12 protein-coding genes and 2 pseudogenes are annotated in these 13,262 nt (G+C 66.9%); 13 read left to right on the top strand and 1 reads right to left on the bottom strand.

Annotation, left to right across the window (positions count from 1 at the left end):
• Positions 1 to 14 precede the first annotated feature (14 nt).
• The 3 genes from scpB to LT948_RS21655 all read left to right on the top strand — a co-directional run bounded on the left by scpB (position 15) and on the right by LT948_RS21655 (position 1,916).
• The gene (gene scpB / locus LT948_RS21645) at positions 15 to 1,007 is read left to right on the top strand and encodes an SMC-Scp complex subunit ScpB (protein ID WP_023875071.1); all 993 of its coding nucleotides are present in this window, start codon (positions 15 to 17) and stop codon (positions 1,005 to 1,007) included.
• 81 nt (positions 1,008 to 1,088) lie between these two features.
• Positions 1,089 to 1,619 (top strand): hypothetical protein, encoded by a 531-nt coding sequence (locus LT948_RS21650; protein WP_003114836.1) that lies wholly within the window; start codon positions 1,089 to 1,091, stop codon positions 1,617 to 1,619.
• Between the two features lie 114 nt (positions 1,620 to 1,733).
• Entirely contained in the window at positions 1,734 to 1,916 is a 183-nt protein-coding gene (locus tag LT948_RS21655; RefSeq protein ID WP_003091481.1) for a DUF1289 domain-containing protein, read from the top strand.
• Between the two features lie 6 nt (positions 1,917 to 1,922).
• Here LT948_RS21655 and gap read toward each other — a convergent pair whose 3' ends face one another.
• Positions 1,923 to 2,927 (bottom strand): type I glyceraldehyde-3-phosphate dehydrogenase, encoded by a 1,005-nt coding sequence (gene gap, locus LT948_RS21660; protein WP_023875072.1) that lies wholly within the window; start codon positions 2,925 to 2,927, stop codon positions 1,923 to 1,925.
• Between the two features lie 129 nt (positions 2,928 to 3,056).
• Between gap and edd the strand changes: the two genes are divergently transcribed.
• The 10 genes and pseudogenes from edd to LT948_RS21710 form a co-directional block, all read left to right on the top strand.
• Positions 3,057 to 4,883 (top strand): phosphogluconate dehydratase, encoded by a 1,827-nt coding sequence (edd, locus tag LT948_RS21665; RefSeq protein ID WP_003091478.1) that lies wholly within the window; start codon positions 3,057 to 3,059, stop codon positions 4,881 to 4,883.
• A 102-nt stretch (positions 4,884 to 4,985) separates the two neighbouring features.
• Positions 4,986 to 5,981 (top strand): glucokinase, encoded by a 996-nt coding sequence (locus tag LT948_RS21670; RefSeq protein ID WP_003091477.1) that lies wholly within the window; start codon positions 4,986 to 4,988, stop codon positions 5,979 to 5,981.
• A 34-nt stretch (positions 5,982 to 6,015) separates the two neighbouring features.
• Entirely contained in the window at positions 6,016 to 6,744 is a 729-nt protein-coding gene (gene gltR, locus LT948_RS21675; protein ID WP_003091475.1) for a two-component system response regulator GltR, read from the top strand.
• Between the two features lie 23 nt (positions 6,745 to 6,767).
• Entirely contained in the window at positions 6,768 to 8,189 is a 1,422-nt protein-coding gene (gene gtrS, locus LT948_RS21680) for a two-component system sensor histidine kinase GtrS (RefSeq protein WP_003130488.1), read from the top strand.
• Between the two features lie 57 nt (positions 8,190 to 8,246).
• A pseudogene (locus tag LT948_RS21685) lies at positions 8,247 to 8,599 on the top strand (endonuclease domain-containing protein).
• Between the two features lie 113 nt (positions 8,600 to 8,712).
• Entirely contained in the window at positions 8,713 to 9,975 is a 1,263-nt protein-coding gene (locus LT948_RS21690; protein ID WP_003091472.1) for an ABC transporter substrate-binding protein, read from the top strand.
• Between the two features lie 100 nt (positions 9,976 to 10,075).
• Positions 10,076 to 11,008 carry a carbohydrate ABC transporter permease gene (locus LT948_RS21695; protein ID WP_003091471.1) on the top strand — a complete coding sequence of 311 codons (933 nt, stop codon included), beginning with the start codon at positions 10,076 to 10,078 and terminating at the stop codon, positions 11,006 to 11,008.
• The gene (locus LT948_RS21700) at positions 11,001 to 11,846 is read left to right on the top strand and encodes a carbohydrate ABC transporter permease (protein WP_003091470.1); all 846 of its coding nucleotides are present in this window, start codon (positions 11,001 to 11,003) and stop codon (positions 11,844 to 11,846) included. The genes LT948_RS21695 and LT948_RS21700 overlap by 8 nt, the downstream gene beginning before the upstream one ends.
• A 32-nt stretch (positions 11,847 to 11,878) precedes the next feature.
• Positions 11,879 to 13,039 (top strand): ABC transporter ATP-binding protein, encoded by a 1,161-nt coding sequence (locus LT948_RS21705; RefSeq protein ID WP_003091469.1) that lies wholly within the window; start codon positions 11,879 to 11,881, stop codon positions 13,037 to 13,039.
• A 43-nt stretch (positions 13,040 to 13,082) separates the two neighbouring features.
• Positions 13,083 to 13,262 (top strand): annotated as a pseudogene (locus LT948_RS21710) (porin); the annotation flags it as partial.

Genomic DNA, 13,262 nt, shown 5'->3' on the forward strand with positions numbered 1-13,262 from the left:
TATCCGTTGCGACGATGAACCTGTCCGATCCCCACGAACTCGCCACCCTGCTCGAAGGCATCCTCCTCGCGGCCGGCAAGCCGCTGTCGCTGGAGCGCCTGGCCGAGCTGTTCGACGAGGCCGAGCGGCCGGAACCGGGGCAGTTCCGCGACGCCCTGGCGATCCTCGCGCTGTCCTGCGCGGGGCGTTCCTTCGAGCTGAAGGAAGTCGCGTCCGGGTATCGCCTGCAGATTCGCGAGCGTTTCTCGCCGTGGGTCGGCCGCCTCTGGGAGGAGCGTCCGCAGCGCTATTCGCGCGCGCTCCTGGAAACCCTGGTGCTGATCGCCTACCGCCAGCCGATCACCCGTGGCGAGATCGAGGAGATCCGCGGCGTGGCGGTGAACACCCAGATCGTCAAGACGCTGATGGAGCGGGAGTGGATCCGCATCGTTGGCTACCGCGAGGTGCCGGGGCGCCCGGCGATGCTGGCGACCACCAAGGCGTTCCTCGATTATTTTAACCTGAAGAGCCTCGACGAGCTGCCGCCGCTGTCGGCGCTGCGCGAGATGGAGCCCGAGCCGGAACCGCCGGTCGAAGTGGCGGCGCCGCCGCCGCGCGACGATCTCGACGAGGATGCGATTCCTGCCTCGATCCAAGCCCTGGCCGATCGCGCCATCGCCGAGGCCGGGGAAAGCCTCGAGGAGATCGAGGGGGAGGCCGGCGAGCCGGAGAAGCCGCGCGAGGAAACCAGCTTCCGCAGCCTGCTGCTGGAACTGGACGAGATGGAGCAGGGCCTGAAGACCGACTTCGACGACCTGCTCGACCCTCCGGAGCCCTCGGAGCAGAGCGACGAGTCCGCCGAGCCAGCGGCTGGGCCGATTCCCGTGGACGCGGAGCAAGCCGTCGAGCCTGCCGTCGCGGAGGCTGTCGCGGGCGCCGATCCCGATGACGAGGAGCGCGCCCTGGCGGAGGCCATGCGCGAGGAGCGCGAGGCACTGGACGCCGACGACGACTGGCCGCGCCGCTGACCGTCGTTCCACCCTGTAGAATTCATCCGGCTGCGCCGGCGAGGCCGGCCCGCTCCGTTTCATCGACCCTGGAACCCGCCCATGAAAGAGACCCTGAACGAACTGATCACCCTCATCAGCACCGGCTGCATGGGCGCCGAGGAGATCCGGCGGATCGCCGACGAGGCGGCCCAGGCCTACGCCGATCCGGCAGGGTTCCTCGCCGCCAACCCGGACATCAACTACGACGACAGCTTCCCGATCCCGCTCGGCGAGTGGGTGGTGGTCGGTAGCCTGCCGGATATCGTGCTGTTCCAGGCCGATACCTATGCCGAGCTGTTCGCCCGGATCGTCGCCTCCTTCGGCAAGGACGTGGCGTTCAACATCAAGCCGAAGCAGTTGCTCAAGACCGAGCCGCTGGTCGCCCTCAACCGTATCCAGGTGCAACTGAGCAGCATGTATCCGGAAAAGGGCGGCTACGTGCTGGTGGATTTCAGCGAGCCGCTGGACGACGAGTTGCAGGCGGTGCTGGTCTATACCCAGGACCTGCCGCGGGTCATGGCGCTCTGCGTCGAGGCCGGCATCTATGCCGCGCCTGCCTACGAAAGCCTGCGCGACGCCGAGGCCGAGTGACCGCGGGCCGCTCGATCGGCCCGATAGTCATTCCCTCCTGGACGCCGGCCCACCGCCTGTCGTGAAGTGACGGGCGAGGACCGGTTGCGGTCCGCGCCGAAAAAAGGGGAACGCTTGAAAAGTCCTTGCATCAATATCTGTGAGTTCGATGCCGACGTGTGCCGCGGCTGCGGGCGTACGCGCCAGGAAATCCGTGCCTGGAAGCGCGCGGACAAGGCCGAGCAGCGACTGATCCTCGCCGAGGCCGACCTGCGCCTGCTGGCGTTGCAGGCGCGCGGTCGGCGCAAGTTCCGCTGAGGCGCGTCAGTCGCGGGCGGCGGCCAGCGCCAGGGCGCTGTCCAGCATGCGGTTGGAGAAGCCCCACTCGTTGTCGTACCAGGCCATCGCCTTGACCAGCCGGCCGCTGACCTTGGTGTGGTTGGCGTCGAAGATCGACGAGCGCGGGTCGTGGTTGAAATCCACCGACACCAGCGGCTGGGTGTTGTAACCGAGCACCGGAGAGCCCTCGCTGGCCTCGCGCAGCAGGCGGTTGACCTCGTCTACGCTGGTATCCCGGGCCACCTGCACGGTGAGATCGACCAGCGACACGTTGATCACCGGCACCCGCACCGCCAGCCCGGTAAGCTTGCCGGCGAGTTCCGGCAGGACCAGGCCGACCGCCTCGGCGGCGCCGGTCTTGGTGGGGATCATCGACTGGGTCGCCGAACGTGCGCGGTACAGGTCCGGGTGGTACACGTCGGAGAGGTTCTGGTCGTTGGTGTAGGCATGGATGGTGGTCATCAGGCCGTGCTCGATGCCCAGCTCGCGATGCAGCACCTGGGCCACCGGTGCCAGGCAGTTGGTGGTGCAGGAGGCGTTTGAGACGATCCGATGGGAGGCGCGCAGCACCTCGTGGTTGACGCCGTAGACCACGGTGGCGTCGACGTCCTTGCCGGGCGCCGAGATCAGCACCTTGCCGGCGCCGGCCTGCAGGTGGGCAGCGGCTTTGTCGCGGCTGGTGAAGAGCCCCGTGCACTCGAGCACGATGTCCACGCCGAGGCTCTTCCAGGGCAGTTCCGCCGGGTTGCGGATGGCGCTGACGGCGATGCGGTCGCCCATCACCCGCAGGCTTTCGGCATCGCGCTCGACCTCGCCGGGAAAGCGTCCATGGACGCTGTCGTACTGGAACAGGTGGGCGTTGACCGCGGCGTCGCCGAGGTCATTGATCGCCACTACCTGCAACTGTTCGCGGTAGTGGCCGGTATACAGGGCGCGAAGAACGTTTCGGCCGATGCGACCGAAGCCGTTGATGGCCAGGCGGATAGTCATAATGAGGTCGTCTCTTTTCTATTGTTGTGGTAAAAACCATTACATTTCGTCCAGAAAAAAAAGTAAACATCCTTCAACCGATGATTATGTTGTAAAAACAACAATTGATAGTCTGTAGGAGAATCTGCCATGCACCCTCGTGTGCTCGAAGTCACCCGCCGCATCCAGGCCCGTAGCGCGGCCACTCGCCAGCGCTACCTCGAGATGGTCCGGGCGGCGGCCAGCAAGGGGCCGCACCGCGGCACCCTGCCGTGCGGCAACCTCGCCCACGGGGTCGCGGCCTGTGGCGAAAGCGACAAGCAGACCCTGCGGCTGATGAACCAGGCCAACGTGGCCATCGTTTCCGCCTACAACGACATGCTCTCGGCGCACCAGCCGTTCGAGCGCTTTCCGGGGCTGATCAAGCAGGCGCTGCACGAGATCGGTTCGGTCGGCCAGTTCGCCGGCGGCGTGCCGGCCATGTGCGACGGGGTGACCCAGGGCGAGCCGGGCATGGAACTGTCGCTGGCCAGCCGCGACGTGATCGCCATGTCCACCGCCATCGCGCTGTCTCACAACATGTTCGATGCAGCGCTGTGCCTGGGTGTTTGCGACAAGATCGTGCCGGGCCTGCTGATCGGCTCGCTGCGCTTCGGCCACCTGCCCACCGTGTTCGTCCCGGCCGGGCCGATGCCGACCGGCATCTCCAACAAGGAAAAGGCCGCGGTGCGCCAACTGTTCGCCGAGGGCAAGGCCACTCGCGAAGAGCTGCTGGCCTCGGAAATGGCCTCCTACCATGCACCCGGCACCTGCACCTTCTATGGCACCGCCAATACCAACCAGTTGCTGGTGGAGGTGATGGGCCTGCACTTGCCCGGTGCTTCCTTCGTCAACCCGAACACCCCGCTGCGCGACGAACTCACCCGCGAAGCGGCACGCCAGGCCAGCCGGCTGACCCCCGAGAACGGCAACTACGTACCGATGGCGGAGATCGTCGACGAGAAGGCCATCGTCAACTCGGTGGTGGCGCTGCTCGCCACCGGCGGCTCGACCAACCACACCCTGCACCTGCTGGCGATCGCCCAGGCGGCGGGCATCCAGTTGACCTGGCAGGACATGTCCGAGCTGTCCCATGTGGTGCCGACCCTGGCGCGCATCTATCCGAACGGCCAGGCCGACATCAACCACTTCCAGGCGGCCGGCGGCATGTCCTTCCTGATCCGCCAACTGCTCGACGGCGGGCTGCTTCACGAGGACGTACAGACCGTCGCCGGCCCCGGCCTGCGCCGCTACACCCGCGAGCCGTTCCTCGAGGATGGCCGGCTGGTCTGGCGCGAAGGGCCGGAACGGAGTCTCGACGAAGCCATCCTGCGTCCGCTGGACAAGCCGTTCTCCGCCGAAGGCGGCTTGCGCCTGATGGAGGGCAACCTCGGTCGCGGCGTGATGAAGGTCTCGGCGGTGGCGCCGGAACACCAGGTGGTCGAGGCGCCGGTACGGATCTTCCACGACCAGGCCAGCCTGGCCGCGGCCTTCAAGGCCGGCGAGCTGGAGCGCGACCTGGTCGCCGTGGTGCGTTTCCAGGGCCCGCGGGCGAACGGCATGCCGGAGCTGCACAAGCTCACGCCGTTCCTCGGGGTCCTGCAGGATCGTGGCTTCAAGGTGGCGCTGGTCACCGACGGGCGCATGTCCGGGGCGTCGGGCAAGGTGCCCGCGGCCATCCATGTGAGTCCGGAAGCCATCGCCGGCGGTCCCCTGGCGCGCCTGCGCGACGGCGACCGGGTACGGGTGGATGGGGTGAACGGCGAGTTGCGGGTGCTGGTCGACGACGCCGAATGGCAGGCGCGCAGCCTGGAGCCGGCGCCGCAGGACGGCAATCTCGGTTGCGGCCGCGAGCTGTTCGCCTTCATGCGCAACGCCATGAGCAGCGCGGAAGAGGGCGCCTGCAGCTTTACCGAGAGCCTCAACGGCTGGCGCTGATTCTGATAGGTCGATGTCCGCCGGCGCTTGGCTGGCGGCTGTCTCTCCGGCAACATCTGCCGACCGTCCCGCCCTGGCGCGGGGCATTGCGGTTCAACGACGATGAATAACGACAACAAGAGAAGCGCCGGCGGCCTCGGCCTGGTCGGCGATATCGGCGGCACCAATGCGCGTTTCGCGCTCTGGCGCGGGCAGCGCCTGGAATCCATCGAGGTGCTCGCCTGCGCCGACTACCCACGGCCTGAACTGGCCGTGCGCGACTACCTGGCGCGGATCGGCGAATCGGTGGCGAACATCGACTCGGTCTGCCTGGCCTGCGCCGGTCCGGTTGGGGCGGCGGATTTCCGTTTCACCAACAACCACTGGGTGATCAATCGCGCCGCGTTCCGCGAGGAGCTGGGGCTGGATCACCTGCTGCTGGTCAACGACTTCAGCACCATGGCCTGGGCCGCCTCGCGGCTGGGCGCGGACGAGCTGGTGCAGGTCCGCGCCGGCAGCGCCCAGGCGGATCGCGCCCGGCTGATCATCGGTCCCGGCACCGGCCTTGGCGTCGGCAGCCTGCTGCCGCTGGGCGGGGGACGTTGGGAAGTGCTGCCCTGCGAGGGCGGGCATGTCGACCTGCCGGTCACTTCGCCGCGCGACTTCGCGCTCTGGCAGGGCCTGCAGGCGCGCTACGGACATGTCTCCGCCGAGCGCGCACTGTCCGGCAACGGCCTGCTCGCCCTCTATGAAATCAGCTGTGCCCTGGACGGGGTTGCCGTACGCGCGAGCAGTGCGGCGGAAGTCGGTGCCCTGGCCATGGCCGGCGACGCCCAGGCGGACGCCGTGCTGGAGCACTTCTTCCTGTGGCTGGCGCGGGTCGCCGGCAACGCGGTGCTCACCGTCGGCGCGCTCGGTGGCGTCTACATTACCGGCGGCATCGTCCCGCGTTTCCTCGAGCGCTTCATCGCCAGCGGCTTCGCCGAGGCCTTCGCCAGGCGTGGCAAGACCAGCGGCGCTTACCTGCAGGACGTACCGGTGTGGGTCATGACCGCCGAACATCCGGGCCTGCTCGGCGCCGGGGTCGCCCTGCAGCAGGCCCTGGACGCCGAGGGCTGAGTCGGCGTCGAGCAACCGCATAAGGAGGAGCCTCGTGAGCGCGAACGGACGATCGATCCTGCTGGTGGACGATGACCAGGAGATCCGCGAATTGCTGGAGACCTACCTGAGCCGCGCTGGCTTCCAGGTCCGCAGCGTCTCGCGGGGCGCCGACTTCCGCCAGGCGCTGTGCGAGGAGGAGGCGAGCCTGGCGATCCTCGACGTGATGCTGCCGGACGAGGACGGCTTCAGCCTCTGTCGCTGGATTCGCTCCCACCAGCGCCTGGCCTGCATGCCGATCATTATGCTCACCGCCAGTTCCGACGAGGCCGACCGGGTGATCGGCCTGGAACTGGGCGCCGACGACTACCTGGGCAAGCCGTTCAGCCCGCGCGAGCTACTGGCGCGGATCAAGGCCCTGCTGCGCCGCGCGCAGTTCACCCAGGTGCGCGGTGGCGACGTACTGGCCTTCGAGGACTGGCGACTGGATACGGTCAGCCACCGGCTGTTCCACGAGGACGGCGAGGAGTTCTTCCTCAGCGGCGCGGATTTCGCCCTGCTCAAGCTGTTCCTCGACCATCCGCAGCAGATCCTCGACCGCGACACCATCGCCAACGCCACCCGCGGCCGCGAGGTGCTGCCGCTGGAGCGCATCGTCGACATGGCGGTCAGCCGCCTGCGCCAGCGCCTGCGCGACACCGGCAAGGCGCCGCGGCTGATCCAGACCGTGCGCGGCAGTGGCTACCTGCTGGCGGCGCAGGTGCGGCCGCACCTGCAGCCATGAGCGAACGGCGGCGCTGGTCGCCGGTGCCGCGCTCGCTGCTCGGGCGCATGCTGCTCCTGACCCTGCTCGCGGTGCTGGTCGCGCAAGGGCTTTCCAGCCTGTTCTGGCTGTCGCACCTGCGCTCCAGCCAGCGCGAGGGCCTGCTCACCAGCTCGCGCAGCCTGGCCTACTCGATGGCGGCCAGCGTCAGCTACTTCCGTTCCCTGCCGCTCGGCTACCGTCCGCTGGTGCTCGACCAGTTGCGCAGCATGGGCGGTACGCGCTTCTTCGTCTCGCTGAACGACCGGCCGCTGGAGATGCGTGCCCTGCCGGACACGCCGAACAAGCAGGCGGTGCTGGAGATCGTCCAGGACGTGTTGCATCAACGCCTGGGCAAGGAGGTCGAGCTGCAGGTCGAATTCGTCAGTCCCGACGAGCTGCGCCTGTTCAACGGCGCGCTGAAGCTCGACGAGCTGCCGCGTTCCTGGGCGCACTACGCGCTGACCCTGGAGCCGGTGAACCCGCCGGTGCTGGTGACCCAGATCCGCATCGGCGACAGCGAGTGGCTGTACATCGCCAGCCTGATGCCGGCGCCGTACGTCAGCCTGGAACCCGAGGGACTGCAACCGCAGCAGGTGCTCTCGATCGTTTTCACCAGCCTGTTGCTGCTGCTTTTCACCGGCTTGCTGATGCATTGGCAGAGCCGTCCGCTCAAGCGCCTGGCGCGCGCCGCACGCGACCTGGCCCTGGGCAGTCCGTCGGCAGCGCTGGAGGAACGCGGCGCCAGCGAACTGGTGGAGGTGGCGCGCGCCTTCAACACCATGCACGAGCGCATCGACCGTTACCTGAACGAGCGCGGGCAGTTGTTCAGCGCCATTTCCCACGACCTGCGCACGCCGATCACCCGCCTGCGCCTGCGGGTAGAACTCCTCGAGGACGAGCGCTTGCAGGAGAAGTTCGGGCGCGACCTGGACGAGCTGGAACTGCTGGTGAAGGGCGCGCTGCAGTGCGTGAAGGACACCGATATCCACGAGAACGTCGAGCCGGTCGACCTCAACCTGTTGCTCCAGCACATCGCCGAGCCCTACCTGGCCGATGGCCGGGTGGAGGTCGTCGGTCGTGCCGCGGAGCCTTATCCGGGCAAGCCCCTGGCGCTCAAGCGCTGTATCGGCAACCTGCTGGACAATGCGCTGAAATACGGCGAACGCGCCCGCCTGAGCCTGGAGGACGGGCCGGAAGCGGTGGTGCTGCACGTCGACGACGACGGCCCCGGCGTGCCCGAGCAGCGCCTGGAACAGATCTTCGAGCCGCGCTTCCGCCTGTCTCCGCGAGGGCAGGGCTACGGGCTGGGCCTGGGCATCGCGCGCAACATCGCGCACACCCATGGCGGCGAAGTCAGTTTGCAGAACCGTCGCGAGGGCGGCCTGCGGGTCAGCCTGCGCTTGCCGCGCCTGGGGCTGGAGTGATGGGCTGGCTTGGCGGGCCCTTGAACGAGGCAGGTAGGCACGAGGTTCTCCCGCGTTCTGTGGCAGCGGCAGACAGAGGCGGAGCGGGCGCTATGGCAGTGTTTGCGCGGGCATCGATTGCTCCGGCTGAAGTTTCGTCGGCAGAAGATTCTCGGGCGTACATCGTCGATTTCGTCTGTCATGAGCGGATGCTGGTGATCGAACTGGATGGCGGGCAGCATGTGGGTTCGCCGGCCGATGCCTGGCTGGAGAGCCGGGGTCCAGGGTACTGCGGTTCTGGAACGACAACGTGCTGGCGCGCAGGGAGGTGGTGCTGGAGGTCATTCTCGTGTTGTAGGAGGTTTCTGTCGCGAAACCGCCTTGCCGAGTTCAAGTCCAGATTTTCCTGCTCTGCCTCAATCCCAATGTAACCACTCCGTGACAAACCCGGATCGCTTCGTTACCCGCGACGCGGAACGCTTGAATAGACTCGAAGCATTGCAAGCGCAGACTTGCTCCGAATAACAAGAAGAAGGTTTTCCTCATGAATGCGATCCGTCGCCTCTCTGCCGTCATCTGTCTTTCCTCCCTCTGTCTCTCCCCTCTGCTGGCCCAGGCCGGCGAAGTCGAAGTGCTGCACTGGTGGACCTCCGCCGGCGAGAAGCGCGCCGCCGAAACCCTGAAGAAGCTGGTCGAAGCCAAGGGCCACACCTGGAAGGACTTCGCCGTGGCCGGCGGTGGCGGCGAGGCGGCGATGACCGTGCTGAAGACCCGCGCGGTGTCCGGCAATCCGCCGGCCGCGGCGCAGATCAAGGGGCCGGATATCCAGGAGTGGGGCGAACTGGGCCTGCTCGCCGACCTCAACGCGGTGGCCGCCGAAGGCAAGTGGGACAGCCTGCTGCCGAAGCAGGTGGCGCAGATCATGAAGTACGACGGCGACTACGTAGCAGTGCCGATCAACGTACACCGGGTGAACTGGCTCTACATCAACCCGGAAGTGTTCAAGAAGGCCGGCGCCACCCCGCCGACCACCCTCGACGAACTGTTCGTCGCCGCCGACAAGCTCAAGGCCGCCGGTTTCACGCCGCTGGCCCATGGCAGCCAACCGTGGCAGGACGGCACCGTGTTCGAGAACCTGGTGCTGAGCAAGATGGGCCCGGAAGGCTATCGCAAGGCCTTCGTCGAACAGGACAAGGCGACCCTCACCGGAGCGCAGATGGTCGAGGTGTTCGCCGCGCTGAAGAAGCTCCGCGGCTACGTCGATGCCGACGCCGCCGGTCGCGAATGGAGCGCCGCCACGGCGATGGTGATCAACGGCAAGGCCGGGATGCAGATCATGGGCGACTGGGCGAAGAGCGAATTCACCGCCGCCGGCAAGGTGCCGGGCAAGGACTACCAGTGCCTGCCGTTCCCCGGCACGCAGAAGGCCTTCGACTACAACATCGACTCGCTGGTGATGTTCAAGCTGAGCAACGCGGAGAACCGCAAGGCCCAGGAAGACCTGGCGCGCAGCGTGCTCGATCCGTCCTTCCAGAAGGACTTCAACCTCAACAAGGGCTCCATCCCGGTTCGCCTGGACGCCGACATGGCGCCGTTCGACAGTTGCGCCCAGCAGTCGATGAAGGACTTCAAGCAGGCTTCCCAGGACGGCAACCTGGTGCCGAGCATGGCCCACAGCATGGCCGCTTCCAGCTACGTGCAGGGGGCGATCTTCGACGTGGTGACCAACTTCTTCAACGACCCCGCCGCGGACCCGCAGAAGGCCGCCCAGCAACTGGCGGCCGCCATCGAGGCGGCGGCGCAGTAAGTCCCTGGCGCGGAGCCCGGCCTGGGCTCCGCTCGATCCTCCCGACTGGCTCCGTGCCGCCGAGCGGCACGGGTGGGTTCCTTCGCACGCGAGAAAACGCATGGCGACCAATTCCCCTGTCTATCCCACGGCTCCGGTAGCGCCTCGTCGCGTCTCGCCGCTCGATCGCCTGCAAGGCTGGCTGCCGAAGCTGGTGCTGGCGCCAAGCGTGGTCGTGGTGCTGTTCTGCATGTATGGCTACATCGGCTGGACGCTGCTGCTGTCCTTCACCAACTCGCGCTTCATGCCCAGCTACAAGTGGGCCGGGCTGAGCCAGTACCAGCGCCTGTGGGACAACGACCGCTGGTGGGTGGCGAGCAAGAACCTGCTGCTCTTCGGCGGCTCGTTCATCGCCATCTGCCTGGTGCTCGGAGTGTTCCTCGCAGTGCTGCTGGACCAGCGCATCCGCCGCGAAGGCTTCATCCGTACCCTCTACCTGTATCCCATGGCGTTGTCGATGATCGTCACCGGCACCGCCTGGAAGTGGCTGCTCAATCCGGGCCTGGGCCTGGACAAGCTGCTCCGCGACTGGGGCTGGGAAGGTTTCCGCTTCGACTGGCTGGTGGACCCGGAGCGGGTCGTCTACTGCCTGGTGATCGCCGCCGTGTGGCAGGCCTCCGGCTTCGTCATGGCGCTGTTCCTCGCCGGCCTGCGCGGGGTCGACCCGGCCATCGTGCGCGCCGCCCAGGTCGACGGTGCGAGCCTGCCGACCATCTACCTGCGCATCGTCCTGCCGAGCCTGCGCCCGGTGTTCTTCAGCGCGCTGATGATTCTCGCCCATATCGCGATCAAGAGCTTCGACCTGGTAGCGGCGATGACCGCCGGCGGGCCGGGTTATTCCTCCGACCTGCCGGCGATGTTCATGTATGCGCATACCTTCACCCGTGGCCAGATGGGGCTCGGCGCGGCGAGCGCGATGCTGATGCTCGGCGCGGTACTGGCGATCGTGGTGCCTTACCTGTATTCCGAACTGCGAGGCAAGCGCCATGCGTGACGCGTCCCTGAACCCGAGCTTCAGCGTCAGCCGCCTGGCCGTGCACCTGACCCTCTGGGGCGCCTGCGCGCTTTACCTGGTGCCGCTGCTGGTGATGCTGCTGACCAGCTTCAAGACGCCGGACGACATCCGCACCGGCAACCTGCTGTCGCTGCCCGACACCTTCACCGTCATCGGCTGGCTCAAGGCCTGGGACAGCGTCGGCGCGTTCTTCTGGAACTCGGTGCTGATCACCGTGCCCGGCGTGCTGATCTCCACCTTCATCGGCGCGTTGAACGGCTACGTGCTGTCGATGTGGCGCTTCCGCGGTTCCCAGCTGTTCTTCGGCGCGCTGTTGTTCGGCTGCTTTCTACCGTTCCAGGTGATCCTCCTGCCGATGTCCTTCACCCTCGGCAAGCTCGGCCTGGCCAATACCACCAGTGGCCTGGTGCTGGTCCACGTGATCTACGGCCTGGCCTTCACCACGCTGTTCTTCCGCAACTATTTCGTGGCGATCCCGGATGCCCTGGTCAAGGCCGCGCGCCTGGACGGCGCCGGTTTCTTCACCATCTTCCTGCGCATCCTGCTGCCGATGTCCACGCCCATCGTGATGGTCTGCCTGATCTGGCAGTTCACCCAGATCTGGAACGACTTCCTGTTCGGCGTGGTGTTCGCCAGCGGCGATTCGCAACCGATCACCGTGGCCCTGAACAACCTGGTGAACATCACCACCGGGGTCAAGGAATACAACGTCGACATGGCCGCGGCGATGATCGCCGCGCTGCCCACGCTGGTGGTCTACGTACTGGCCGGCAAGTACTTCGTGCGCGGCCTCACCGCCGGTGCCGTGAAAGGCTGAGACGGGTCGCTGACCCCGGAGACGAACGAAACATGGCAACCCTCGAACTGCGCAACCTGCACAAGAGCTACGGCAGCGGCCTGGCCGATACCCTCAGGGACATCCGGCTGAAGATCGACTCCGGCGAATTCCTGATCCTCGTCGGCCCCTCGGGCTGCGGCAAGTCGACCCTGATGAACTGCATCGCCGGACTGGAGAGCATCACCGGCGGTGCGATCCTGGTGGACGGCCAGGACATCAGCGGCATGAGCCCCAAGGACCGCGACATCGCCATGGTCTTCCAGTCCTACGCCCTGTACCCGACCATGAGCGTGCGCGAGAACATCGCCTTCGGCCTGAAGATCCGCAAGATGTCCCAGGCCGCCATCGACGAGGAGGTGGCGCGGGTGGCCAGGCTGTTGCAGATCGAGCACCTGCTCGAACGCAAGCCGTCGCAGCTCTCCGGCGGCCAGCAGCAGCGGGTGGCCATGGGCCGGGCGCTGGCGCGGCGGCCCAAGGTCTACCTGTTCGACGAGCCGCTGTCCAACCTCGATGCCAAGCTGCGGGTGGAAATGCGCACCGAGCTGAAGCTGATGCACCAGCGGCTGAAGACCACGACCGTGTATGTCACCCACGACCAGATCGAGGCCATGACCCTCGGCGACAAGGTGGCGGTGATGAAGGACGGCGTCATCCAGCAGTTCGGCACGCCGCAGCAGATCTACAACGACCCGGCCAACCTGTTCGTCGCCAGCTTCATCGGTTCGCCGCCGATGAATTTCATTCCGTTGCGCCTGCAGCGCCGGGACGGACGCTGGACCGGCCTGCTCGATAGCGGCCAGGACCGTATCGAACTGCCGCTGAGCCTGGAGCCTGGCCTGGAGGAGGGGCGCGAGCTGATCCTCGGCGTACGGCCCGAGCAGATCGCCCTGGGCGATGGCAGCGCTGCCCATGACCTGCGTACCGAGGTCGAGGTGCTCGAACCGACCGGGCCGGACACCCTGGTCTTCGTCACCGTCAACCAGGTCAAGGTCTGTTGCCGCCTGGCGCCGGACGTCGCGCCGGCCGCGGGCAGCGGCATGAGCCTGCGCTTCGATCCCGCGCGGGTCCTGCTGTTCGACGCGCAGAGCGGCGAGCGCGTGGCCGTGCGCACGGCGGGCGTGGCGGCGGAGAAGGTCACCGCCTTGAACGGCAATCGCCAGAAGAACTCCTGAATCCTTTCGTACTGCCTAGACCACAACCACGAGGACGCTGGAAATGTACAAGAACAAGAAAACCAGACCGGCCGCCAGGACCGTTGGCTGCCTGTTTGCCCTTGGAGCGCTGGGCTTGGGGAGCGCGGCGCACGCCGCCGAGGCGTTCTCCCCGAACTCGAAATGGATGCTCGGCGATTGGGGCGGCAAGCGCACCGAGCTGCTGGAGAAGGGCTACGACTTC

The sequence above is a fragment of the Pseudomonas sp. CP-1 genome (assembly GCF_021213715.1).
Lineage (GTDB): Bacteria > Pseudomonadota > Gammaproteobacteria > Pseudomonadales > Pseudomonadaceae > Pseudomonas > Pseudomonas aeruginosa.

Excerpts from the sequence above, each read along its gene's own strand:
- LT948_RS21670 (WP_003091477.1), top strand. The coding sequence starts at position 4,986 with ATGAATAACGACAACAAGAGAAGCGCCGGCGGCCTCGGCCTGGTCGGC.
- edd (WP_003091478.1), top strand. The coding sequence starts at position 3,057 with ATGCACCCTCGTGTGCTCGAAGTCACCCGCCGCATCCAGGCCCGTAGC.
- LT948_RS21705 (WP_003091469.1), top strand. The coding sequence starts at position 11,879 with ATGGCAACCCTCGAACTGCGCAACCTGCACAAGAGCTACGGCAGCGGC.
- LT948_RS21650 (WP_003114836.1), top strand. The coding sequence starts at position 1,089 with ATGAAAGAGACCCTGAACGAACTGATCACCCTCATCAGCACCGGCTGC.
- scpB (WP_023875071.1), top strand. The coding sequence starts at position 15 with ATGAACCTGTCCGATCCCCACGAACTCGCCACCCTGCTCGAAGGCATC.
- LT948_RS21695 (WP_003091471.1), top strand. The coding sequence starts at position 10,076 with ATGGCGACCAATTCCCCTGTCTATCCCACGGCTCCGGTAGCGCCTCGT.
- LT948_RS21690 (WP_003091472.1), top strand. The coding sequence starts at position 8,713 with ATGAATGCGATCCGTCGCCTCTCTGCCGTCATCTGTCTTTCCTCCCTC.
- LT948_RS21700 (WP_003091470.1), top strand. The coding sequence starts at position 11,001 with ATGCGTGACGCGTCCCTGAACCCGAGCTTCAGCGTCAGCCGCCTGGCC.
- gap (WP_023875072.1), bottom strand. The coding sequence starts at position 2,927 with ATGACTATCCGCCTGGCCATCAACGGCTTCGGTCGCATCGGCCGAAAC.